We start from the raw sequence: 22,894 nt of genomic DNA on the forward strand, positions 1-22,894 counted from the left end.
GCCCTCCCCGCTCAGGCGGGGTCGACCGCCGCCACCGGCCCGGCCTCGGCTTCGAGCACCTCGGCCGCGGCCAGGCAGAGGTCTTCACGGAAGCGGTCGCTCACGAGCTGCACGCCCGTGGGCAGCCCGTGACGCAGCCCCATCGGCACCGACAACCCCGGCAAGCCCAGGATCGCGGTGGACAGCAGCGGGCTCTGCGCATCCAGAATCTCCCGCATCGCGGCGCTGCCGCGCTGGTCGGCATCGACCGGGAACGGATGGCGCCACGACACGGGCATCAGCAGCAGCGGATGTCGTTGAAGGAACAGCGCCCATTCACGCATCAGGCCCGTGCGCGCAGCCAGGGCGCGCATATAGCTTGCTGTGTCGAACTGCGGCGCGTGCGCATCCATGGCGCGGTAGGCCTGGCGGATGGTGTCGTCGCCGTCACGCATCAGTGCCTCTTCCACCAGCAGCCGGCTGTCGGCCATCGTCAACGACAACCAGAGGTCGGCCGTCTCGCGCAGACGCGGCGGCTGCGCGGGCTCGACGCGGTAGCCGGCGCGCTCCAGCCGGCGTGCGGCGCGCTGCAACGCATCGGCCACCTCGGGGTCGCAGGCGTAGCCGGGCAGCTCGGTGCACAGCGCGACGCTGACCGGCCCGGTCGACGCGGCCTCCAACGGCGCAGGCGCCCACCACGGGTCGCGCACATCGCGCTGCGCCATCGCGGCGAAGGCCAGCCGCAGGTCGCGCACGCTGCGCGCCAGCGGCCCTTGCACCGATGTGAGCTGGACCACCATCGGCCGCTCGCCCGCCCCTGAAGGGTTGAAGGCCGGCACGCGCCCGAAGCTCGGGCGCAGACCGTACACGCCGCAGGCATAGGCCGGGTAGCGGATCGATCCGCCCTGGTCGTTGCCGTGCGCGATGGCGCCGATGCCGACCGCGACCGCCGCCGCCGCGCCGCCGCTTGAACCGCCCGGCGTGACGTCGGCGTTGTACGGATTCAGCGTGCGCCCGTGGGCCGCGTTGTCGGTGAACCAGCGCATCGAGAACGCGGGCGTGTTGGTGCGGCCGACCACGATCGCGCCGGCGCGCTGCAGGTTCGCCACCACCGGGCTGTCGTCCTTCGCCACGACGCTGCGGTAGGCCTGCACCCCGTTGGTGGTGGCATGCCCGCGCTGGTCGACGTTGACCTTGATCGTGACCGGCACGCCGTGCAGCGGCCCGGTCGCCTCGCCCTTCGCGAGCACGGCATCGGCCTGCGCCGCCGCGCCGAGGGCCTCATCCGCGCAGCCGTCGACCACGGCGTTCACCCGCGGGTTGACGGCCTCCAGCCGCGCCAGGCTGCTGCGCACCGCCTCGACGCACGAGACCTCGCGCGCCTTGATGCGCTGCGCCAGGTCGGCGGCTTCCAGTTGCCAGAGTTGCATGCGTTGTCTCCTTGAGAAAAATGAAATCGATCGATCGGACGCGTCAGTCGCCCTTGACGCCCGCGCGCCGCACGGCGTCGGCCCAGCGCGGCTTCTCGCGCTTCATCAGCGCGCTGAGTTCCTCGGGGCTCGAGGGCAGCGCCTCGATCGATAGCGCGGCGTTGGCGCGCACCACGGCCGGGTCGGCCAGCGAGGCGCGCAGCGCGGTGTTGAGCCGGTCGACGGTCTTGCGCGGCGTGCCCGCCGGCGCCATCAGCGCGCCCCAGGCCACCACCTCGAAACCGGGCACGCCGCTCTCGGCCACCGTCGCCACCTCGGGCAGCACGCCGGCGCGCTTCGCGCTGGTCACGGCGATCGCCTTGACCCGGCCCTGCTGGATGAACGGCAGCACCGCCGAGATGTTCTCGATGGTCACGTCGAGCTGGCCGTTGACCATGTCGCCGACCGCCTGGGTGCCGGTCTTGTAGGGCACCTGCACCATCGTCAGTCCGGTCTCGGCCTTGAGCAGCTCGCCGGTCAGGTGGCCCGCGCTGCCGATGCCGGGCGAGCCGGCCGAGAGCTTGCCGGGGTGCTCGCGCCCGTAGGCAATGAGCTCCTGCAGGTTGCGCACGGGCAGGTCCTTGCGCACGATCAGCACGTAGGCGTTGCTCGAGATCAGGCCGACCGGCACCAGGTCTTTCTCGGGCGCGTAGGGCAGCTTCGAGAAGAAGGCCGGGTTGATGCTCAGCGTGACGAGGTTGCCGTAGCCGACCGTGTAGCCGTCCGGCGCGGAGGTGGCCAGCGCCTGCGTGCCGACGATGCCGCCGGCGCTGGGGCGGTTGTCCACCGCCAGGGCCTGGCCCAGCTCGCGGCCCATCGCATCGGCCACGGGCCGCACCGCCACGTCCACGCCCGACCCGGCGGCGTAGGGCACGATGAATTTCAACGGGCGCTCGGGAAACTGGGCCGAGGCGCCCAGGGCAACAGCGGCCAGTCCGGCCAGGACAGTGCGGCGGGTCCACGCGAATGACAGTGCAGGCACGAAGGTATCTCCTGTGAGAGTCCCGCCGCTCACCATGAGACGACCGGTGCGCAAAGTCTAGAAATCGGCCGCGCGCCGGAAAAGACAATCGCTTGTCGCGATGACAACCTGCGTTTGTCTGGGGATCACCCGGTGGCGCCGGGCGGCAGAATGCGCCGCATGAAGGACCACCAGCTCAAGGCCTGGCTGCGGCTGGCCGACACCGGCAGCATCCGCGCCGCCGCGCGCAGCCTGCACCTGAGCCAGGCGGCCGTGACCAAGGCGATCCGCGAACTCGAGGCCGAGGTCGACGCCCAACTGGTGCTGCGCAGCTCGCGCGGCATCGAGTTCACCGAGTGCGGCCGCCAGCTCACCGTGCGCGCGCGGCTGGCGCATCAGCAGCTCGAGCTCGCGCGCCAGGACATCCGCATCCTGCAGGGCAGCCAGCACGGGCGCGTGGCCGTCGCCGTGACGCCGATGGTGTTCCTGGGCGTGCTGCCCGAGGTGGTGCGCGCCTTTCGCAAGGCCATGCCGCATGCGCAGCTCAAGCTCTTCGACGGCCTGATTCCCCAGGTGCTGCCGCTGCTGCGCGAAGGCACGATCGACTTCGCGGTGGCGGGCCCGGTGGCCGCGGCGCTCGACGCCGACTTCGCGTTCGAGCGGCTCGACATGATCGAGATGGCGGTGCTCTGCCGGCGCGGCCATCCGCTGAACCGCGCCACCCGCTGGGAAGAAGTGGCGGGCGCCGAATGGCTGATGCACCTGGCGCCGGGCAGCCAGCACACCTTCCTGCTCGAGCAGTACGCCGCGCAGGGCCTGCCGCTGCCGGAGCACCGCATCGAGGTGGCGTCGTTCGGCGTGAGCTGGGGCCTGCTGACCCGCAGCGACGCGCTGATGGTCGGGCCGGCCGGCATGCTCACCATGCCGCCCTATGCCGATCTGGTGGAGCGCGTGCCGCTCGCGATGCCGGTGCCGCCGCTGGAGCTGGGCATCGTCTCGCCGCGCGGCAAGCCGCTGTCGCTGGCGGCGCTGCGGCTGGCCGAGCTGTTTCGCAAGTACCTGGCGCGGCCCGCCTGAGCGATGTCATCGTTTTCGCGATGGCCGCGTGTATATTGCGCCGGCGTTCGCGGGGCCGTGCCCACGCACGCAGACCCAAGGGAAGCCGTCATCGCAGCCACCATCGAAGCCGCGAGACAGACCAAATTTCAGGATGCCCCGCCCATGACCCCCTTGCGCATGCTGCCTCTGCTGAGTGCCCTTCTTTTGCCGGGCCTCGCGCTGGCGCAGTCCTTCGAGCCGAAGAACATCTGGGTCAACCCCGGCTTCTACTCGGCCCACTTCGACAGCGGCAAGGGCCTGGAAAACGCCAACCCGGGCCTGGGCTTCGAGTACCCGCTGAACGACACCTACCGCGTCACGGCCGGCACCTTCCACAACAGCAACCGGCGGCAGTCTCACTACGTCGGCCTGTACATCCTGCCCTTCGAGTTCTACGGCGTGAAGTTCGGCGCGGTGGTGGGCGGCTTCGACGGCTACCCCGACTACCGCAACGGCAACTGGTTTCCCGCCATCATTCCCACGGCCGCCATCGAGGGCAAGAACTGGGGCCTGAACATCGCCTACGTGCCGACGATCAGGAACCGCCTCTACGGCGCGATCAGCTTCCAGCTCAAGTACCGCTTCGGCACACACGAGTAGCGGCCATGAAAAAAGCCAGGGCCGCGCGAGCGACCCTGGCCTTGTTCGGGCAGGCCCCGCGGGGCCGCAGGCTCAGTGCCGGAAGTGGCGCACGCCCGAGAACACCATCACCACGCCGCGCTCGTCGGCCGCGTCGATCACTTCCTGGTCGCGCATCGAGCCGCCCGGCTGGATGACGCAGCCCGCGCCCGCGTCCACCACCACATCGAGGCCGTCGCGGAACGGGAAGAAGGCGTCGCTCGCCACCGCCGTGTCCTTGAGCGACAGGCCCGCATGCTCGGCCTTGATGCTGGCGATGCGCGCCGAATCGAGGCGGCTCATCTGGCCGGCGCCCACGCCCATGGTCATGCCGTCGGCACAGAACACGATCGCGTTGCTCTTGACGTACTTCGCGACCTTCCAGGCGAACAGCAGGTCTTGCAGCTGCTGCGGCGTGGGCTGCTTCTTGCTGACCACCTTGAGATCGGCCAGGGCCAGCTCGTGGTTGTCGGCAGTCTGGATCAGGAGGCCCGAGCCGACGCGCTTGACGTCCATCGCGTTGCGGCCGTTGTCCCAGTCGGTGGCACCGCCCTTGGGCAATGCGATCTCGAGCACGCGCACGTTGAGCTTGGCCTTGGTGGCCTGGAACACTTCCAGCGCCTCGGGCGTGTAGCCCGGTGCCATCAGCACTTCGACGAACTGCTTGTTGACGGCCTGCGCAGTGGCCAGGTCGACCGGGCGGTTGAAGGCAATGATGCCGCCGAAGGCCGAGGTCGGATCGGTCTTGAAGGCCTTGCTGTAGGCCTCGAGTGCATCGGCGCCCACGGCCACGCCGCAGGGGTTGGCGTGCTTCACGATCACGCAGGCGGGCACGTCGAAGCTCTTCACGCATTCCCACGCCGCATCGGCGTCGGCGATGTTGTTGTAGCTGAGCTCCTTGCCCTGCAGCTGCTTGGCCGACACGAGCGAACCGGGCGCCGGGTACAGGTCGCGGTAGAACGCGGCCTGCTGGTGCGGGTTCTCGCCGTAGCGCAGGTCCTGCACCTTCACGAAGCGGCCGTTGCTCTGCGCGGGGAAGAGCGAGCGCGTGGGCGCGGGCTGGCCGATGCTGGCGTCGAAATCGATGGCCGAGAGGTAGTCGCTGATCGCGCCGTCGTAGTCGGCGATGCGGTTGAACGCGGCCACCGAGAACGCGAACTTGGTCTTGTCGCTGAGCTTGCCGTCGGCCTTGAGTTCGGCCAGCGCCACGGCGTACTGCGAGGCGTCGGTGAGCACGCCCACGTCCTTCCAGTTCTTGGCTGCGCTGCGCACCATCGCCGGGCCGCCGATGTCGATGTTCTCGATGGCGTCCTCGAGCGTGCAACCGGGCTTGGCCACGGTGGCTTCGAACGGATACAGGTTGACCACCAGCAGGTCGATGGTGTCGATGCCGTGCTCTTTGATGGCGGCGACGTGCGCGGGCAGGTCGCGGCGCGCCAGCAGGCCGCCGTGGATCTTCGGGTGCAGCGTCTTCACGCGGCCGTCGAGCATTTCGGGAAAGCCGGTGTGGTCGGCGACTTCGGTCACCGGCAGGCCGGCGTCGGCCAGCAGCTTGGCGGTGCCGCCGGTGGACAGCAGCTTGACGCCCAGGCCATGCAGGGCCTGCGCGAATTCAAGGATGCCGGTCTTGTCGGAAACGGAAAGGAGTGCGGTCTGAGCCATGGGATATGCCGTGGAGTTATTTCAAAAGTTTGTGCTCGACCAATTTCTTGCGGAGCGTGTTGCGGTTCAGGCCCAGCCATTGGGCGGCCCGGGACTGGTTGCCTTCGGCGCGCGTCATGACGACGTCGAGCAGGGGTTTCTCGACCACGCGCACGAGCATCTCGTACATGCCGTCGGGTTCGGTGCCCCGCAGATCGCGAAAGTAGCTGTCCAGACTGCTGCGAACGCAGTCCTCGATGTGTTTCTTGCTCATTGCTTCTTCTCTTTTTGTCTTCGCTCAATCGACGGCGCAGGCCGTCTCCTCTTCTCCCGCCGGCTCCTCGTCTGCCGTCGGGGCGGGCATGCGGTCCATGCGGTCCGCAAGCCCCTGGAAATAGTCGTCGACCGCGCGCAGCTGGCCTGCGCAGTCTTCGATGGCGTTCATGCGTGCGCGGAACGCCTCGCCGTCGGGCAGCGCGCGCACATACCAGCCGATGTGCTTGCGCGCCGTGCGCACGCCGCTGAACTCGCCGTACAGCGCGTAGTGCTCCACCAGGTGGTCGAGCAGCAGCCGGCGCACCTCAGCCACCAGCGGCGGCGCCAGGTGGGTGCCGGTGTCCAGGAAATGCGCGATCTCCCGGAAGATCCACGGCCGGCCCTGCGCGGCGCGGCCGATCATCACGGCGTCGGCGCCCGTGGCCGCGAGCACGTCGCGTGCCTTCTCGGGCGAGCGGATGTCGCCGTTGGCCACCACCGGCACGCGCACCACGGCCTTCACGGCGGCGATGGTGTCGTACTCGGCGTGGCCCTTGTAGCCCTGCTCGCGCGTGCGCCCGTGCACGGTGAGCATCTGCACGCCGGCCGATTCGAAGTCGCGTGCGAGCTTCACCGCGTTGCGGTGGTCTTCGCTCCAGCCGGTGCGCATCTTGAGCGTGACCGGCACGTTGAAGGGTTGCGCCGCGTCGACCACGGCCTGCACGATTTCCAGGGCCAGCGGCTCGTCGCGCATCAGCGCCGAGCCGGCCCACTTGTTGCAGACCTTCTTGGCCGGGCAGCCCATGTTGATGTCGATGATCTGCGCGCCGCGCTCGATGTTGTAGACCGCGGCCTCGGCCATCATGGCCGCGTCGGTGCCGGCGATCTGCACCGCAATGGGGCCCGGCTCGCCGTCGTGGTTGGCGCGCCGCGAGGTCTTCAGCGTGTTCCAGAGTTCCTTGCGCGAGGTGACCATCTCGCTGACCGCATAGCCCGCGCCGAGTTCGCGGCACAGCATGCGGAAGGGCCGGTCCGTCACGCCGGCCATGGGCGCGACGAACAGCCGGTTTTCCAGCGTGTGGGTGCCGATCTGCAAGGTCATGGGAAGGAGTGCTGTGCGGGTCGGCTGCTGAAAAATGAGGCACGATTGTAGCCACGTGGCATTTCAGCGACTGAAACGATTTACGCCTTTTTGCGCTTGCGACACAGGCGTAAACACCAGTATTTCGCGGGGCCTTCTCCCACGCGCTTGCGACGTGAGCGCTGCCTATACTTCGCCGACCTTATGCAAGCCTGGCTCGACGCACTCCTGGCGCTCCTCGCGCTCCCCCAGTACGGACTTTCGACGCTGTTCATCGCGGCCTTCGTATCGGCCACGCTGCTGCCGGTGGGCTCCGAACCGATCCTGTTCGGCCTGCTGAAACTCAACCCCGAGATGTTCTGGCAGGCCATCGCCGTGGCCACCGTGGGCAACACGCTGGGCGGTGCGGTCGACTGGTGGATGGGCTACGGCGCGCACAAGGTGGCCGACAAGTACTCGCACTCGAAACACCACCTGCGCGTGCTTGGCTGGCTCGAGCGGCTGGGCCCGAAGGCCTGCCTGCTGAGCTGGCTGCCAATCGTGGGCGACCCGCTGTGCGCGGTCGCCGGCTGGCTCAAGCTGCCGTTCTGGCCCTGCGTGGGCTACATGGCGATCGGCAAGTTCCTGCGCTATGTGACGATGACCTACGCGCTTCTATACGTCTTTCCGTCATGAAGCGCGCGGTCGAAAAAACTCAGCTCAGCAGTTCGTAGGGGCCACCGCGTTCCAGCGCGCGCTTGTAGGCCGGGCGCGCATGGATGCGCTCCAGGTAGGCCATGAGCTTGGGCCGCCGCGCATCGAGCCCGCCGCGCGCCTGCGAGGCTTCGACCACGAAACTCATCTGGATGTCGGCGCCCGTGAATTCATTGCCCGCGAACCACTCGCTGCGGCCGAGTTCGGCCTCCATGAAATTCAGATGGCCCGTGATGTTCGGATGAATGAAGGCCGACTTCGCCTTGGCCGCGATGGCCTTGGCGATCGGCTTGGCGAAGAAGGGCATCTTGCTCGTCTCGATCCGGTCGAACACCAGCTTGAGCAGCAGCGGCGACATCGCCGTGCCTTCGGCGAAGTGCAGCCAGTAGCGGTAGCGCAAGGCCTCGGGCGAACCCGGCGCGGGCGCGAGCCGGCCCTGGCCGTAGCGTTCGATGAGCGACTCGATGATCGCGCCCGATTCCGCCAGCGTCGCGCCGTCGTCGGTCGTCACCACCGGCGACTTGCCCAGCGGATGCACGGCCTTCAGCGAAGCGGGCGCCAACATGGTCTTGGGGTCGCGCTGGTAATGGACGATCTCGTAGGGCAGCTCGAGTTCTTCGAGCAGCCAAAGCACACGTTGCGAGCGCGAGTTGTTCAGATGGTGGACAGTGAGCATGGCAAATGAAAGCCTTCCGGCGGAGGATGCAGCGGGCGCGCAGTCTAACCACAACACGTGCGGGCTTCAGGCGCCCGCTGCGACAGCGTCATCGCCTACGGCAAACCGTAGGGCCGCTTCCTACACTGACCCGGATGGCCCTTCACTCCACGCGGCGCCGCCGCACCTCGCTGTTCATCACCGGACTCTGGCTCGGCCTTGCGGCCTGCCAGGCCTGGGCACTCACGCCCGAGGAGGTGTTCCGCAAGGTCGCGCCCGCCGTCTGGACCGTGAAAGGCGAACGCGGCAACAACCAGACCGCCATCGGCAGCGCGGTGGCCGTGACCCCGGGCGCGCTGGCCACGGCCTGCCACGTGGTCGACGGCGCCGTCGCCGTCACCGTGGTGCAGGGCCCGACCACGCTGCGCATCGCCCGCATCGTGCGCGACCCCGATCCGTCGCGCGACCTGTGCGTGCTCACGAGCGAAACGCCGCTGCAGCTTCCCGCCGTGCAGATCGTGCCCGCCGCCGAGTTGCGCGTCGGCCAGCGCGTGTTCGCCGTCGGCAGCCCGCATGGCCTCGAACGCACGCTGAGCGAGGGCCTGATCTCGGCGCTGCGTCCGCGCGCGCCCGGGCAACTGCCGATCGTGCAAACGTCGGCGCCCGTATCTTCAGGCTCCAGCGGCGGCGGGCTGTTCGACACCGAGGGCCGGCTGGTCGGCGTGACCGACAGCGTGGCGCCCGGCGGCGCGAACCTCGGCTTTGCCTACCCGGCGCAATGGGTGATGGAACTGCCGCAGCGCGTGACCACGGAGCTGGCGACATGGCGCGATCTGCTGAAGACCACCGGCGTGGTGTTCGGCCCCAACGGGGAACCCGCGCCGTCCGGCCACGCCGAGCTGTCGGACCTGCAGGCCCTGCCGCCCATCGGCGCCGACCCGACCCCGGTGCGCAACGCCTACCGCCAGTTCCTGCTGCAGGCCCGGCCCCGGATCTTCCTGATCACCGGCGATCAGAAGTTCGGCACTGCCACCAGCTCGGCCGCGCTGACCGAGCATCTGAAAGGCTGCACTGAACGCAAGGTGACGTGTGCGGCCTATGCGGTAGACGACACGGTGGTGTGGGGCAAGCAGAAGACCGAGTGATCGACGAGGCAAGCGACAGCGAAGCCCCTTCGTGAAACACCGAGGAACCGGCTTCGCCGGGCCTCAGGTGTTGCCCCCGGTAGGGGGTTGGCGTAGCGACACGAAGTGCGCGCAGCCTGGGGGCGAGCTCAATTACGAGCTGAACAAGAAGTTCATCACGTCGCCATCCTTGACAACGTATTCCTTGCCTTCCGAACGCATCTTCCCCGCGTCCTTCGCGCCCTGCTCGCCCTTGAAGGCGATGTAGTCGTCGAACGCGATGGTCTGGGCGCGGATGTAGCCCTTCTCGAAGTCGCCGTGGATCACGCCGGCAGCTTGGGGGCCGGTGTCGCCGATGTGGATGGTCCAGGCGCGCACTTCCTTCACGCCGGCGGTGAAGTAGGTCTGCAGGCCCAGCAGCTTGAAGGCGGCGCGGATCAGGCGGTTCAGGCCCGGCTCTTCCTGGCCGATTTCGGCGAGGAACATCTTCTTGTCTTCGTCGTCCATCTCGGCCAGGTCGGCTTCGATCTTGGCGCAGATGGCGACCACGGGCGCGCCCTGCTTGGCGGCGTACTCGCGCAGGCGATCGAGGTACGGGTTGTTCTCGAAGCCGTCTTCCGACACGTTGCCCACGAACATGGCGGGCTTGGCGGTGATGAGCGTGAAGCTCTTCACCAGCGGCATCTCTTCCTTCGTGAACTCGAGCGCGCGCACGGGCGTGTTCTCGTTCAGCGCAGCCTGGCAGCGTTCGAGCAGGCCGACGAGCTTCTGCGCGTCCTTGTCGCCCGAGCGAGCGACCTTGGTGTGACGGTGCAGCGCCTTCTCGACCGTGGCCAGGTCGGCCAGGCACAACTCGGTCTGGATCACTTCGATGTCGGAGATCGGGTCGACCTTGCCGGCCACGTGGATCACGTTCTCGTCGTCGAAGCAGCGCACCACGTTCACGGTGGCGTCGGTCTCGCGGATGTGCGCCAGGAACTTGTTGCCCAGGCCTTCGCCGGTGCTGGCACCGGCCACCAGGCCGGCGATGTCGACGAACTCGACGATGGCGGGCACCACGCGCTCGGGCTTGACGATCTCGCTCAGCTGGTCGAGCCGCGGATCGGGCACTTCCACCACGCCCACGTTGGGCTCGATGGTGCAGAACGGATAGTTTTCCGCTGCGATGCCGGCCTTGGTCAACGCATTGAAAAGGGTGGATTTACCGACGTTGGGCAGGCCGACGATGCCGCATTGCAAACTCATGGGAGGTCCTCTTGGGTAACCCCCGATTTTAGGCTGACCGGGTTCTCCCCCGGGTCGGGCACCTTTCCCGCCACGCCGGCACGCCTTTTCCAAGGCGCCCGACCCTGCCCGAAAGCCCTCTGGCAGAGGCTTCGAGAGCTGAAAAGCTCAGGGTTTGACCCGACTGGCAAACGTTTGCGCAAACGTTTCCCTCGATTAACATCGGAGCCCCCGGCACAGACCGGCGTTCCGCTCTGACCCCTCATTTCAGGAGACATCCACCATGAAGTTCACCCGCCGTACCCTGCAAAGCGCTGCCGCACTGACCTTGCTGGGCGCCATCGCCGGAACGCCCGCCTTCGCGCAGGACAAACCCAAGGTCGCGCTGGTCATGAAGTCGCTGGCCAACGAGTTCTTCCGCACCATGGAAGACGGTGCCAAGGCGCACCAGAAGGCCAACGCCGCGCAGTACACGCTGGTGGCCAACGGCATCAAGGACGAGACCGACACCGCCGCCCAGATCAAGATGGTCGAGCAGATGGTGGCGCAGAAGATCAACGCGCTGGTCATCGCGCCGGCCGATTCGAAGGCGCTGGTGCCGGTGATCAAGGCGGCCATCGACAAGGGCATCCTGGTCGTGAACATCGACAACCGGCTGGACGCCGACGCCCTGAAGGAAAAGGGTATCCAGGTGCCCTTCGTCGGCCCCGACAACCGCGCCGGCGCCAAGCTGGTGGGCGACGCGCTGGCCAAGGAGCTGAAGTCGGGCGACAAGGTCGGCATCATCGAAGGCGTGTCGACCACCTTCAATGCGCAGCAGCGCACGCTGGGCTACCAGGACGCCATGAAGGCCGGCGGCATGACCGTGGTCGGCGTGCAGTCGGGCCAGTGGGAAATCGACAAGGGCAACACCGTGGCCGCCGGCATGATGCGCGAGCACCCCGACCTGAAGGCCCTGCTGGCCGGCAACGACAGCATGGCGCTGGGCGCCGTGGCCGCCGTCAAGGCCGCGGGCAAGACCGGCAAGGTGCTGGTGGTGGGCTACGACAACATCGGCGCCATCAAGCCGATGCTGAAGGACGGCCGCGTGCTCGCCACCGCCGACCAGTTCGCCGCCAAGCAGGCCGTGTTCGGCATCGAGACCGCGCTGAAGGCCATCGCCGACAAGAAGAAGCAATCGGAAATGCCGGCCGAAGTGAAGACCGACGTGGTGCTGGTCACCAAGTCGTCCAAGTAAGCCGCTCCGCTCCCCCTAAAAAGAAGAAGACCTCGTTTTGACCGCCGCACCCGACGCCGCCATGAATCCGCCCTTACCCACCGCCGTGCTCGCCCTGAGCACGGTCGGCAAGGACTACGCGGCGCCGGTGCTCGACGGCGTCTCGCTCGAGCTGCGCGCCGGCGAGGTGCTCGCGCTCACGGGCGAGAACGGCGCGGGCAAGAGCACGCTGTCGAAGATCGTCTGCGGGCTGGTGCAGCCCACGCGCGGCGGCATGCTGCTGGACGGCCAGCCCTTCGCGCCGGCCTCGCGCCGCGATGCCGAGCGGCTGGGCGTGCGCATGGTCATGCAGGAACTCGGCCTCGTCACCACGCTGTCGGTGGCCGAGAACCTGCTGCTCGACCGCCTGCCGCACAAGAGCGGCTGGATCCGCCGCGCCACGCTGCACGAGCTGGCCGAGCGCCAGCTCGCCAAGATCGGCCTGGACGGCATCGACCCGGCCACGCCGGTGGCGCGGCTGGGCATCGGCCAGCAGCAGATGGTGGAGATCGCGCGCAACCTGCAGGACGACACGCGCGTGCTGGTGCTCGACGAGCCCACCGCCATGCTCACGCCGCGCGAAACCGCCCACCTGTTCGAGCAGATCGAACTGCTCAAGCTGCGCGGCGTGGCGATCGTCTACGTGTCGCACCGCCTCGAAGAGCTGCAGCGCATCGCCGACCGCGTGGCGGTGCTGCGCGACGGCAAGCTGGTCGACGTGCGCGCCATGGCCGGCGTGCGCGAATCCGAACTGGTGCAGCGCATGGTCGGGCGCGCGGTGCACGAGCACGAAGGCCGCGCGCGCCGCGTGGCGGGCCCGGTGCTGCTGAGCGCGCGCGGCATCGGCCGGGCGCAGGTGGTGCGCGACGTCGATCTCGAACTGCGCGCGGGCGAAGTCATGGGCCTGGCCGGCCTGGTCGGCTCGGGCCGCACCGAGCTTGTGCGGCTGCTGTTCGGCGCCGACCGCGCCGACCGCGGCGAGGTCGTTCTGCACGACGGCACGCCGGCCGCGCAGCCCGTGCGGCATGCGCGCAAGGGCTGGCGCTCGCCGATGCAGGCCATTCGCGCGGGCATCGGCCTCGTGACCGAAGACCGCAAGTCGCAGGGCCTGCTGCTCACGCAGCCGATCCGCGTCAACGCCACGCTGAGCGACCTCGGCGCGATCTCGCACGCCGGCTGGCTGCGCCGTGCCAAGGAGCGCCAGATCGCGCGCCGGCTGGTCGAGCTGCTGCGCATCCGCTCGCGCAGCATCGAACAACCCGTGTCCACGCTCAGCGGCGGCAACCAGCAGAAGGTGGTCTTCGCACGCTGGCTGCACCGCGAATGCAAGGTGCTGCTGCTGGACGAACCCACGCGCGGCGTGGACGTGGGCGCGCGCGCCGACCTGTACGCCGAGCTCGACCGCATGACCGACGCCGGCAAGGCGCTCCTGATGGTGTCCAGCGACCTGCGCGAGCTGATGGCCATGTGCGACCGCATCGGCGTGATGAGCGCCGGCCGGCTGGTCGCGGTGTTCGAGCGCGGCGAGTGGAGCGAACAGTCGCTGCTCGCCGCCGCCTTCAGCGACGCCACGGGCCGCGTGCCCGGCTCCCCGGCGGATTCCGCCCCTTCTTCCGCAACCTCCGCCCCGACTTCCGCCGACGCCTGACGACCATGAACGCAGCCTCTCCCTCTTCTCCTGCTTCCGCCGCCGCCGGCAAGCCGCCCTCTGCACTCAAGGGCCAGCTCGGCACCTACCTGGGCCTGACGGTCGTGCTGCTGGGCATGATTGCGCTCTTCGGCTCGATGAGCGAATACTTCCTCACGCGCGAGACCTTCATCTCCATCGCCAACGAGATCCCGGCGCTGGCCGTGATGGCGGTGGGCATGACCTTCGTGCTGATCATCGCGGGCATCGACCTGTCGGTGGGCTCGGTGCTCGCGCTGAGCGCGGCCGTCACGGCCGCCGCCATCCTGGAATGGAAGCTCTCGGTGCCGCTGGCCGCCATGCTCGGCCTGGCCACCGGCCTGATCTGCGGCACGGTGACGGGCGCGGTGTCGGTCGCCTGGCGGCTGCCGAGCTTCATCGTCTCGCTGGGCATGCTCGAAGCCGTGCGCGGCGGCGCTTACCTGGTCACCGACTCGCGCACGCAGTACGTGGGCGACGCCATCTCGGGCCTGGCCGCGCCGTGGATCGGCGGCATCTCGGCCGCCTTCGTGCTCGCGGTGGTGCTGGTGGCCGTGGGGCAGCTGGTGCTCACGCGCTCCGTGTTCGGCCGCCACGTGGTGGGAATCGGCACCAATGAAGAAGCCATGCGCCTGGCGGGCATCGACCCGCGGCCGATCCGCATCATCGTCTTCGCCGTCACCGGCCTGCTGGCCGGGCTCGCGGGCCTGATGCAGTCGGCCCGCCTCGAAGCGGCCGACCCGAACGCGGGCGTGGGCATCGAGCTGCAAGTGATCGCGGCCGTGGTCATCGGCGGCACCAGCCTCATGGGCGGGCGCGGCTCGGTGGTCAACACCTTCTTCGGCGTGCTGATCATCGCGGTGCTCGAGGCCGGCCTGGCACAAGTGGGCGCGAGCGAACCGAGCAAGCGCATCATCACGGGCGCGGTGATCGTGGTGGCCGTCATCATCGACACCCTGCGCCAGCGCCGGGCCGATCGTCGACTGGCCTGAGCCTCAAGGAACCCAGAGAAAACCATGGCCACCATCAAGGACGTCGCACTCCAGGCGGGCGTTTCCGTCACCACCGTGTCGCACGTCGTCAACGACACGCGCCACGTGAGCGCCAAGGTGCGCGAGCGCGTCGAGCTGGCGATCCGCGAGCTGGGCTACGTGCCCAACGCGATGGCGCGCAGCCTCAAGAGCAACACCACCTCGACGCTGGGCATGCTGATTCCCAACAGCTCGAACCCCTACTTCGCCGAGATCGTGCGCATCGTGGAAGACCGCTGCTTCGGCGCCGGCTACACGCTGGTGCTGTGCAACACCGACGACGAGCCCCGGCGCCAGAGCGTGTACCTGCAGGTGCTGGCGGAGCGCCGCATCGACGGGCTCATCGTGGTGTCGACCGGCGCCGACGAAGACGACTCGCTCGCCACCCAGCTGCGCGGCCTGCGCATTCCCACCGTGCTGGTCGACCGCGAGATCGCCGACCCGGCCTGCGACCTGGTGGAAACCGCCCACATGCAGGGCGGCCTGCTCGCCGTGCGGCACCTGCTGTCGCTGGGCCACAAGCGCATCGCCTGCATCGGCGGTCCGCTGGGCGTCACATCGAGCGAGCAGCGCATCGAAGGCTGGCGCATGGCGCTGGCGGAGACCGGCTCGGCGCCGAACGCCGACGCGCTGCTGTGGCGCGGCGGCTTCACCAGCCAGGGCGGCTACGAGGCGATGCACGCCATCCTGCGCACCGAGCAGAAGCCTTCGGCCGTGTTCGTATGCAACGACCTGATGGCCATCGGCGCGCTGCGCGCCGCGCATGAAAGCGGCGTGCGCGTGCCCGACGAACTGTCCATCGTGGGCTTCGACGACATCGAACTGTCGGCCTACACCAGCCCGCCGCTCACCACCGTGGCCCAGCCCAAGGAGCGCATCGGCGCGCTGGCGGTCGACATGCTGCTGGAGCGCATGGGCGGCAAGCGCCGCGACGCGCGCAAGGTCGTGCTGCAGCCCGAGCTGCGCGTGCGCGCCTCGACCGCGCGCCACGCGGGCTTTCGCGAAACCGGCGTGACGCCCGCCGCCTCCCCCACCGCCACATCTTCCAAGTCCCGCACCTCGTGAGCCTTCAGCCTCTTTCTTCCTCCACGCCACCGCGCATCGTGGTGCTCGGCAGCCTGAACATGGACATCGTGCTGCGCGTGCCGCACGCGCCGGCCGCGGGCGAAACCCTGCTGGGCCGCTCGATCGACGCCATTCCCGGTGGCAAGGGCGCCAACCAGGCCGTGAGCTGCGCGCGCCAAGGCGCGCAGGTGCAGATGATCGGCTGCGTGGGCGACGACGCGCATGGCGCGGCACTGCGCGATGCGCTCGCGCGCGACGGCATCGACACCGCCGCGCTGCGCACCGTGCCGGGCGAGCCGACCGGCACGGCGCTGATCCTCGTGGAAGACAGCGGCCAGAACCGCATCGTGATGATCCCCGGCGCCAACGCGCGCGTCGCCATCGACGAGGCTTCGCTGACGCAGCAGGTGCAGGGCGCGGCCTTCCTCGTCGCGCAGTTCGAGACCCCGATGGACCAGGTGACACGCGCCATCAACGCCGCGCACGACGCGGGCTGCGCGGTGATGCTCAACCCCTCGCCGGTGCAAGCCATCGCCGAGGCGCTCTGGCCCCGCATCGACACGCTGGTGGTCAACGAGATCGAGGCGCAGACCCTGTCGGGCCAGAACGCCGACAGCCCCGAAGAGGCAGCGCAGGCCGGTCAGGCGCTGCGCGCGCGCGGCATCGCCCGCGTGGTCGTGACGCTGGGTTCGCGCGGCGCCGTGGCAGTCGACGCCGACGGCGCGCGCCACCATCCCGCGCCGAAGGTGCAGGCGGTCGACACCACCGCCGCCGGCGACACCTTCCTGGGCGCGCTCGCCGTGGCGCTGGGCGAAGGCCAATCGTTCGACGAGGCCGTGCGCCTGGGCATCCGCGCCGCCGCGCTGTGCATCCAGCAGCCCGGCGCCCAACCCTCCATTCCGCTGCGCGACGCCGTGCTGCGCAGCCCCCTGCCCCCCGACTGGATCACGCTGTGAAACGCTCTCCCCTGCTGCACGCCGAACTCTCCCACGTGATCGCCTCGCTGGGCCACGGCGACATGCTGGTGATCGGCGACGCCGGCCTACCCATTCCCGACGGCCCGCGCCGCATCGACCTGGCCGTGGCACGCGGCGTGCCGGGGATCACCGATGTGCTGAAAGCGGTGCTGTCCGAGATGCAGGTCGAGGCCATCGTCGTGGCCGACGAAGCGCTGCAAGGCGATGCGAAGGCGCTGCCAGGCTGGTACCCGCAGACGCTGGGCATCGCACCGCAGGCGGTGTCGCACGAAGAATTCAAGCGCCGCAGCGCGAAGGCCCGCGCCATCGTGCGCACGGGCGAATGCACGCCCTACGCGAACATCATCCTGATCGCCGGCGTGAAGTTCTGAGGCTCTGAGCGACTGCCCACGGTCTGTCTGGGGTGAGATCGGGCATTGTTCAGGGCGCGCTCCCGCCGACGGGGCACCTTGCTCCGCGAATGTCCTCCGGCCTGCGGCCTCCCCCTTGATTTCGCTGCGCAAGGCACCCCATCAGCGTGAGCGTTGTTCGCAGCAGTCGTTGATCGTCCGCAAACGCAGAGCGTGCCCTCGTGCGCAGGGCATCGGGTGCTCCCCGCAGCGAAATCAAGGAGGAGGCCGCAGGCCGGGGGACATTCGCGGAGGGGAGTACCCGGTGTCCTGTGCACGCCCCCCGAGTTGACCGCACACCACTCAGGCGTGCGGCATGCCCTTCACTCGAAGCGGTAGTTCGCGCCGACGGACTGCCCCACCTTGAGCATGTGCTCCACGCCCTGCACCACGATGCAGTTCATGCCGAAGGTGATGCCGCCGTCCACGCGCGCGTCGGCGCGGTAGGTGCGCAGCATGTCGCCGACCTCGGGGCTGCTGAGGGCGGTGGCCGGGTCGATGTCGGGAATGGGGCAGCGCGTGCAGGGCTTGACCGGGCGCAGCTCGGCCTCGCCTTCGCCGGTGGTGACGTGCAGCGCGTCGACCCGGTCTTCGTCGTGCGACTCGATGCCGGCCAGCACGATGTTCGGGCGGAAGCGCTCGATGCCGACCGGGCCGTGGCCCGCCGCCGCCAGGCGCTCGTTGAGCTCGGCGATCGAGCCTTCGCTGGCCACCAACAGCGGGAAGCCGTCGGCGAACTGGTTCAGCGCCTCGACGCCGTCGGTCCACTTCAGGCTCGACAGGCGCTGGTGCTCGGGGTCGAAGCGCACCAGGCGCAGCGCCTGCGGCTTGCCGGGCTCCGAAAGAAAGTCGCTGAACCACTGGGCGGCGATGTCGCCCATGTCGTAGGCCGCCACCTCGTCCTTCCACACGCGCACGCGCACCGGCTGCTCGACGCGGTCGAAGGCCAGGTGCAGCGCCAGCATGCCGGGCGCGCGCAGCACGACCTCGGTGTGCTTCATCTGCGGCTGGATGAGCGCCATGCGCGGCAGCTGCCGCTGGGTGACGAACTCGCCCTGCGCGTCGACCACCATCCAGGCGCGGTCGAACTCCAGGCCGGTTTCGGTGAGCAGCATCTCGTCGAGCTCGACGCCGGCACACGACTTGACGGGGTACACGAACAGGCGGGCGATGGTGGCCTGGAGATCGAAAGCGGGCGGCTGCGACACGGTGAGGGTTCCTTTGAAATCGCTGGCCATTCTCCCGCATGAACGGGTATCGGCGCCCGCGCGCGAGGCAACTCCTACAATCATCCGATGGCCCTTTCTCCCGAAGTTTGTATCCGCGGCGCCGGCATCGTCGGCCGCACGCTGGCGCTGCTGCTGGCGCGCGAACGCGTGCGTGTCGCGCTGGTGGTGCCGCCGGCCCCTGCGGGCAAGGAAGACATCCGGGCGTACGCGCTCAACGCGGCGTCCCGCACCATGCTCGAATCGCTGCGCGCCTGGCCCGACACGGCCCATGCCACGCCGGTGCACGAGATGCAGGTGCACGGCGACGACGGCGGCCGCGTGCAATTCAGCGCCGCGCGCCAGAAGGTCGAGGCGCTGGCCTGGATCGTCGACGTGCCCGCGCTCGAGCAGCAACTGGCCGACGCGGTGCGCTTCCAGCCCCTGATCGACGTGGTGACCGAGCCCGTGGCCGCGCCGCTGACGGTGGTGTGCGAAGGCAAGGCCAGCGCCTCGCGCGCCGCGCTGGGCGTGAGCTACGAGGTCACGCGCTACCCGCAGCACGCCATTGCCGCGCGGCTCGAGGCCGCGCACACGCACGACGGCATCGCGCGCCAGTGGTTCAACGACCGCGGCGAGGTGTTCGCCCTGCTGCCGCTGGGCGGCGTGCACGGCAAGACGCTGGCGCTGGTGTGGTCGGTCGACCAGCTGCGCGTGCCCGAGCTGGTCGCACAAAGCGTCGAAGAATTCAGCGCCGCCGTGAGCGAAGCCAGCCACGGCGAACTGGGCTCGCTGCGGCTCACGAGCGAACGCGCCGTGTGGCCGTTGTCGCGCGCCATCGCCGACCGCTGGTCGGGCGCGATGCCGGGCCAGCCCACCCAATCGTGGGTGCTCGCGGGCGACGCCGCGCACACGGTGCATCCGCTGGCGGGCCAGGGCCTGAACCTCGGCCTGGCCGACGCGGCCGCGCTGGCCGACGTGATCCGCACCCGCGACTACTGGCGCAGCGTGGGCGACGCCCGCCTGCTGCGCCGCTACGAACGCGCCCGCCGCGCCGACGTGCTGCAGATGAGCCTGGCCACCGACGGATTGCAGCAACTTTTCTCGCACAACCTGGGTCCACTGCCTGCGTTGCGCAACTGGGGCATGCGCGGTTTCGACCGCACGCGCTTCGTGAAGCACTGGATCACCGCGCAAGCCATGGGCCTGAAGGCCTGACGCCCCTCGCCCTCCAGCCCTCCACCTTTTTCCCGAAACCTTCCCGATGACCTTCGTCCGCCACCTTCTCGTCGCCGCCTGCGCGCTGCTCACGCTCTCCACCGCCGGCGCGGGCGAGGCCGAGATCCGCAAGAACCTGCCGACGCACATCCCGCAGCTGCCGCCCATCGAGGAAGTCACCAAGACGCCCGTGCCGGGCCTGTACGAAGTGCGCGTCAACGGCAGCCAGATCCTGTACACCGACGAGCAAGGCGGCTACCTGCTGCAGGGCAGCCTGATCGACGCCAAGACCCGGCGCAACCTCACCGAGGAGCGCGTCGAGAAGCTCACCGCCGTCGCCTTCGACAAGCTGCCGCTGAAAGACGCGATCAAGATCGTGCGCGGCAACGGCAAGCGCAAGGTCGCGGTCTTCGAAGACCCGAACTGCGGCTACTGCAAGCGCTTCGAGAAGGACATGAAGAAGGTCGACAACGTGACCGTCTACATGTTCCTGTACCCCGTGCTCGGCCCCGATTCGACCGCCAAGTCGCGCGACATCTGGTGCAGCAAGGACCCGGGCAAGGCCTGGGCCGACTGGATGGAAGGCAACGTCAAGCCCGCCGCCGCCGCCACCAGCTGCAACGTGACGGCGCTGGAGCGCAACGTGGAGTTCGGCCGCAAGTACAACATCACCGGCACGCCCACGCTGATCTTCACCGACGGCAGCCGCGTCCCGGGCGCGATTCCCGCCGAACAGGTCGAGAAGCAGCTCGCCGCTGCCAACTGATCCGATGGCGACGACCTCCGCTTCCCGGCGCGCAGCCGCGGCTGCAACCGCCACGCCCGCTGTGCATTGCCGCGTCGAGTGCGCCGACCTGCATGCGCGCCTGTTCGCCGTCACGCTGACCATCGCCGCGCCCGCCGCGCAGCAGCGCGTGGCGCTGCCGGTGTGGATTCCGGGCAGCTACCTCGTGCGCGAGTTCGCCAAGAACCTGCAGGGCCTGCGCGCCACGCAGGGCCGCCGCAAGCCGGTGCTGACGCAGCTCGACAAGTGCAGCTGGCAGATCGACTGCGTGCCGGGCCAGCCGCTGGTGCTGCACTACCAGGTCTGCGCCTACGACAACTCGGTGCGCACCGCCTGGCTCGACGCCACGCGCGGCTTCTTCAACGGCACCAGCGTCTGCCTGCGTGTCGAAGGCCAGACCGAGGCGCCGCACGCGCTGGAAATCGTGCCGCCCGCGCTGCCGGCCGACGCCGCGCGCTGGTCGTGCGCCACCGCGCTCGTGCCGACGAAGGCCGACAAGCACGGCTTCGGCAGCTACCGCGCCGCCGGCTACGACGAACTGGCCGACAGCCCGGTCGAGATGGGCGCCTTCTGGAGCGCCGAGTTCGACGCCTGCGGCGTGCCGCACCGCTTCGTGATCGCGGGCGCCGCGGCCTCGTTCGACGGCGATCGCCTCATTGCCGACACCAAGGCGATCTGCGAAGCCGAGATCCGCTTCTGGCACGGCGACAAGGCGGGAAAGCGCGGCGGCCCCAAGCTGCCGATCGACCGCTACGTGTTCATGCTCAATGCGGTGGACGACGGCTACGGCGGGCTCGAGCACCGCCATTCCACCGCGCTCATCTGCAACCGCCGCGACCTGCCGCTGCGCGGCGAAAAGAAGAAGCAGCCCGAGGGCTACACCACGCTGCTGGGCCTCATCAGCCACGAGTACTTCCACACCTGGAACGTCAAGCGCATGCGCCCGGCGGAGTTCGCCGGCTACGACTACAGCCGCGAGAACTACACGCAGCTGCTGTGGTTCTTCGAGGGCTTCACGAGCTACTACGACGACCTGCTGCTGCGCCGCGCCGGCCGCATCGACGACGCGGCGTACCTGCGCCTGCTCAACAAGACCATCAACCAGGTGCTGCAGACGCCCGGCCGGCTGGTGCAGCCGGTGGCCGACGCGAGCTTCGACGCCTGGGTCAAGTACTACCGCCAGGACGAGCAGACGCCCAACAGCACCGTCAGCTACTACACCAAGGGTGCGCTGGTGGCGCTGTGCTTCGACCTCACGCTGCGCCAGGAACGCAAGGGCACGCTCGACGACGTGATGCGCCACCTCTGGACGCACAGCAACGGCGGCCCGATCAGCGAGGCCCGCATCGCAACCGCACTCGAAGCCGTGGGCGGACGCTCGTACGCCCCGGAGCTTGCGCGCTGGGTGCATTCGACCGACGAACTCCCGCTGGCCGACCTGCTGCGCGCGCACGGCGTGGCCACGCTCGACGATCCCTCGCAACCGGCGCAGGCGCTCGGCCTGCGCGTGGCCGAAACCGGCGGCAGCGTGCAGATCAAGGTGGTGCTGCGCGGCGGCGCCGCCGAAAAGGCCGGTTTCTCGGCCAACGACGAATGGATCGGCATCGAGTTGCCGGCCGTCGGTGGTCGCAAGGGCGCGGCGCAACCCGCGCAGGCCTGGCGCCTCACGAAGCTCGACGACCTGGCGCTGTACCTTGGCGATGCCACCAAATGCACCGCCCTCGTCGCGCGCGACCGCCGGCTGCTGCGCCTGCCGCTCACGCTGCCGACGGGCTCGACCACGTGGCGGCTGTTCTCGCACGACGCGGCCAAGATCACGGCCTGGCTCGCAGCCAAGCCGTAACTCCTTTTCAGGCCGGGTGATCGACGGCCGCCGCCAGCGGCGGCCGCACGAACAGCATCGGCTGCGGCTCGCCCACCAGCACGCAGGGCTTGCCGGTGCGGCGGCAGTGGTCCTGCACGCGCCAGTAGGCGCCGTGGCTCACGCAGCCGGTCTGGCAGATCACGAGGTCGGCGGCGCGCAGGCCCGCCTCGAGCGCCGCGGGGTCGTCGGCCTCGTCGCCGCCGTCGTGGTGCAGGTAGTGGCCACCGGCAATCTCCACGAGCTGGCGCGCCAGCGAAGGCGCCTCGGGCGCCGCTTCCGAACGGCCCACGCACAGCACCGACTTGGCCCGCAGGTCGGCCGGCACCTGCGGCCCCGGCGGCAAGGCATGGTGACGCCGGCCGCCCGGCGCCAGCAGCGCATTCAGGCGTTGGGGCAAGGCGCTGCCCTTGGCGGCGCGCGCCGCCAGTTCCTCGCGCACGATGGCAATCGCCGAGTCGCGCGCCACCAGCGCACCGCGCAGCCGCACGATCTGCGCCTCGAGCCGCTCGACCCGGGCGGCCTGCTCCACCAGCAGGCGCGAGCAACGCTCCTGCACCCGGGCATAGGCCCGCAGCAACACGGCATGTTCTTGCATCGGGAAGTCCATGGCGGCCATTCTAGATGAGAACAATTCTCAAATGA

General features: G+C 69.3%; 22 protein-coding genes. 13 read left to right on the plus strand and 9 right to left on the minus strand.

The genetic code is table 11. The features are described 5' to 3' along the window. Positions 1 to 11: 11 nt before the first annotated feature. Both AC07O4_RS21460 and AC07O4_RS21465 read right to left on the minus strand, forming a co-directional pair. Positions 12 to 1,409: an amidase family protein gene (locus AC07O4_RS21460; protein ID WP_495305598.1), complete on the minus strand. Its 1,398-nt coding sequence runs from the start codon at positions 1,407 to 1,409 to the stop codon at positions 12 to 14. Positions 1,410 to 1,452: 43 nt separating this feature from the next. After that, positions 1,453 to 2,430, minus strand: coding sequence for a Bug family tripartite tricarboxylate transporter substrate binding protein (locus AC07O4_RS21465; RefSeq protein WP_495305599.1), 978 nt, complete (start codon positions 2,428 to 2,430; stop codon positions 1,453 to 1,455). 159 nt (positions 2,431 to 2,589) lie between these two features. Between AC07O4_RS21465 and AC07O4_RS21470 the strand changes: the two genes are divergently transcribed. Further along, positions 2,590 to 3,486 (plus strand): LysR substrate-binding domain-containing protein, encoded by an 897-nt coding sequence (locus AC07O4_RS21470; RefSeq protein WP_062479122.1) that lies wholly within the window; start codon positions 2,590 to 2,592, stop codon positions 3,484 to 3,486. Between the two features lie 144 nt (positions 3,487 to 3,630). Beyond that, entirely contained in the window at positions 3,631 to 4,107 is a 477-nt protein-coding gene (locus AC07O4_RS21475) for a hypothetical protein (RefSeq protein ID WP_062479124.1), read from the plus strand. 72 nt (positions 4,108 to 4,179) lie between these two features. Here the strand turns inward: AC07O4_RS21475 and purH are convergent, their stop codons facing one another. From purH to dusB, 3 genes are read right to left on the minus strand one after another with little or no spacing between them, the layout of a single operon-like run. Then, positions 4,180 to 5,787 carry a bifunctional phosphoribosylaminoimidazolecarboxamide formyltransferase/IMP cyclohydrolase gene (gene purH / locus AC07O4_RS21480; RefSeq protein WP_495305600.1) on the minus strand — a complete coding sequence of 536 codons (1,608 nt, stop codon included), beginning with the start codon at positions 5,785 to 5,787 and terminating at the stop codon, positions 4,180 to 4,182. Positions 5,788 to 5,803: 16 nt separating this feature from the next. After that, complete coding sequence (locus AC07O4_RS21485; RefSeq protein WP_056577757.1) at positions 5,804 to 6,040, minus strand: Fis family transcriptional regulator; 237 nt, start codon at positions 6,038 to 6,040, stop codon at positions 5,804 to 5,806. Between the two features lie 24 nt (positions 6,041 to 6,064). Further along, entirely contained in the window at positions 6,065 to 7,123 is a 1,059-nt protein-coding gene (dusB, locus tag AC07O4_RS21490; protein ID WP_495305601.1) for a tRNA dihydrouridine synthase DusB, read from the minus strand. Positions 7,124 to 7,306: 183 nt separating this feature from the next. Between dusB and AC07O4_RS21495 the strand changes: the two genes are divergently transcribed. Further along, positions 7,307 to 7,777, plus strand: coding sequence for a YqaA family protein (locus AC07O4_RS21495; RefSeq protein ID WP_062479132.1), 471 nt, complete (start codon positions 7,307 to 7,309; stop codon positions 7,775 to 7,777). A gap of 19 nt (positions 7,778 to 7,796) precedes the next feature. Here AC07O4_RS21495 and AC07O4_RS21500 read toward each other — a convergent pair whose 3' ends face one another. Continuing rightward, positions 7,797 to 8,471, minus strand: a complete 675-nt coding sequence (locus AC07O4_RS21500; RefSeq protein ID WP_070062765.1) for a glutathione S-transferase — start codon at positions 8,469 to 8,471, stop codon at positions 7,797 to 7,799. Between the two features lie 134 nt (positions 8,472 to 8,605). On the opposite strand from AC07O4_RS21500, the gene AC07O4_RS21505 reads away from it, so the two are divergent. Continuing rightward, entirely contained in the window at positions 8,606 to 9,595 is a 990-nt protein-coding gene (locus AC07O4_RS21505) for a trypsin-like peptidase domain-containing protein (RefSeq protein WP_495305602.1), read from the plus strand. A gap of 132 nt (positions 9,596 to 9,727) precedes the next feature. Here AC07O4_RS21505 and ychF read toward each other — a convergent pair whose 3' ends face one another. After that, positions 9,728 to 10,819, minus strand: a complete 1,092-nt coding sequence (ychF, locus tag AC07O4_RS21510; RefSeq protein WP_095948031.1) for a redox-regulated ATPase YchF — start codon at positions 10,817 to 10,819, stop codon at positions 9,728 to 9,730. 262 nt (positions 10,820 to 11,081) lie between these two features. Between ychF and AC07O4_RS21515 the strand changes: the two genes are divergently transcribed. From AC07O4_RS21515 to rbsD, 6 genes are all read left to right on the plus strand, one after another. Then, positions 11,082 to 12,035: a sugar ABC transporter substrate-binding protein gene (locus tag AC07O4_RS21515; protein ID WP_062479141.1), complete on the plus strand. Its 954-nt coding sequence runs from the start codon at positions 11,082 to 11,084 to the stop codon at positions 12,033 to 12,035. A 61-nt stretch (positions 12,036 to 12,096) separates the two neighbouring features. Then, a complete protein-coding gene (locus AC07O4_RS21520) occupies positions 12,097 to 13,701 on the plus strand; it encodes a sugar ABC transporter ATP-binding protein (RefSeq protein WP_495305728.1) in 1,605 nt (534 codons plus the stop codon). Between the two features lie 5 nt (positions 13,702 to 13,706). Next, positions 13,707 to 14,711, plus strand: coding sequence for an ABC transporter permease (locus AC07O4_RS21525; RefSeq protein WP_495305603.1), 1,005 nt, complete (start codon positions 13,707 to 13,709; stop codon positions 14,709 to 14,711). Positions 14,712 to 14,735: 24 nt separating this feature from the next. Next, the gene (locus AC07O4_RS21530; protein WP_159272892.1) at positions 14,736 to 15,815 is read left to right on the plus strand and encodes a LacI family DNA-binding transcriptional regulator; all 1,080 of its coding nucleotides are present in this window, start codon (positions 14,736 to 14,738) and stop codon (positions 15,813 to 15,815) included. Further along, the gene (rbsK, locus tag AC07O4_RS21535; protein ID WP_495305604.1) at positions 15,812 to 16,771 is read left to right on the plus strand and encodes a ribokinase; all 960 of its coding nucleotides are present in this window, start codon (positions 15,812 to 15,814) and stop codon (positions 16,769 to 16,771) included. The genes AC07O4_RS21530 and rbsK overlap by 4 nt, the downstream gene beginning before the upstream one ends. Further along, positions 16,768 to 17,163 (plus strand): D-ribose pyranase, encoded by a 396-nt coding sequence (rbsD, locus tag AC07O4_RS21540; RefSeq protein WP_495305605.1) that lies wholly within the window; start codon positions 16,768 to 16,770, stop codon positions 17,161 to 17,163. The genes rbsK and rbsD overlap by 4 nt, the downstream gene beginning before the upstream one ends. A gap of 341 nt (positions 17,164 to 17,504) precedes the next feature. Here the strand turns inward: rbsD and AC07O4_RS21545 are convergent, their stop codons facing one another. Beyond that, complete coding sequence (locus tag AC07O4_RS21545) at positions 17,505 to 18,389, minus strand: MOSC domain-containing protein (RefSeq protein WP_495305606.1); 885 nt, start codon at positions 18,387 to 18,389, stop codon at positions 17,505 to 17,507. Positions 18,390 to 18,476: 87 nt separating this feature from the next. Here AC07O4_RS21545 and AC07O4_RS21550 point away from each other — a divergent pair, with 87 nt between their 5' ends. From AC07O4_RS21550 to AC07O4_RS21560, 3 genes are read left to right on the plus strand one after another with little or no spacing between them, the layout of a single operon-like run. Continuing rightward, on the plus strand, positions 18,477 to 19,604 hold the full coding sequence (locus tag AC07O4_RS21550; protein ID WP_495305607.1) for an FAD-dependent monooxygenase: 1,128 nt from the start codon (positions 18,477 to 18,479) through the stop codon (positions 19,602 to 19,604). 46 nt (positions 19,605 to 19,650) lie between these two features. After that, positions 19,651 to 20,370: a DsbC family protein gene (locus AC07O4_RS21555; RefSeq protein ID WP_070062774.1), complete on the plus strand. Its 720-nt coding sequence runs from the start codon at positions 19,651 to 19,653 to the stop codon at positions 20,368 to 20,370. Between the two features lie 4 nt (positions 20,371 to 20,374). Further along, on the plus strand, positions 20,375 to 22,231 hold the full coding sequence (locus AC07O4_RS21560) for a M61 family metallopeptidase (RefSeq protein WP_495305608.1): 1,857 nt from the start codon (positions 20,375 to 20,377) through the stop codon (positions 22,229 to 22,231). A gap of 7 nt (positions 22,232 to 22,238) precedes the next feature. Here the strand turns inward: AC07O4_RS21560 and AC07O4_RS21565 are convergent, their stop codons facing one another. Then, positions 22,239 to 22,847 carry a DUF2325 domain-containing protein gene (locus AC07O4_RS21565; protein ID WP_495305609.1) on the minus strand — a complete coding sequence of 203 codons (609 nt, stop codon included), beginning with the start codon at positions 22,845 to 22,847 and terminating at the stop codon, positions 22,239 to 22,241. Between the last annotated feature and the right edge of the window lie 47 nt (positions 22,848 to 22,894).

The sequence above is a fragment of the Variovorax sp. GW821-FHT09D04 genome (assembly GCF_059416405.1).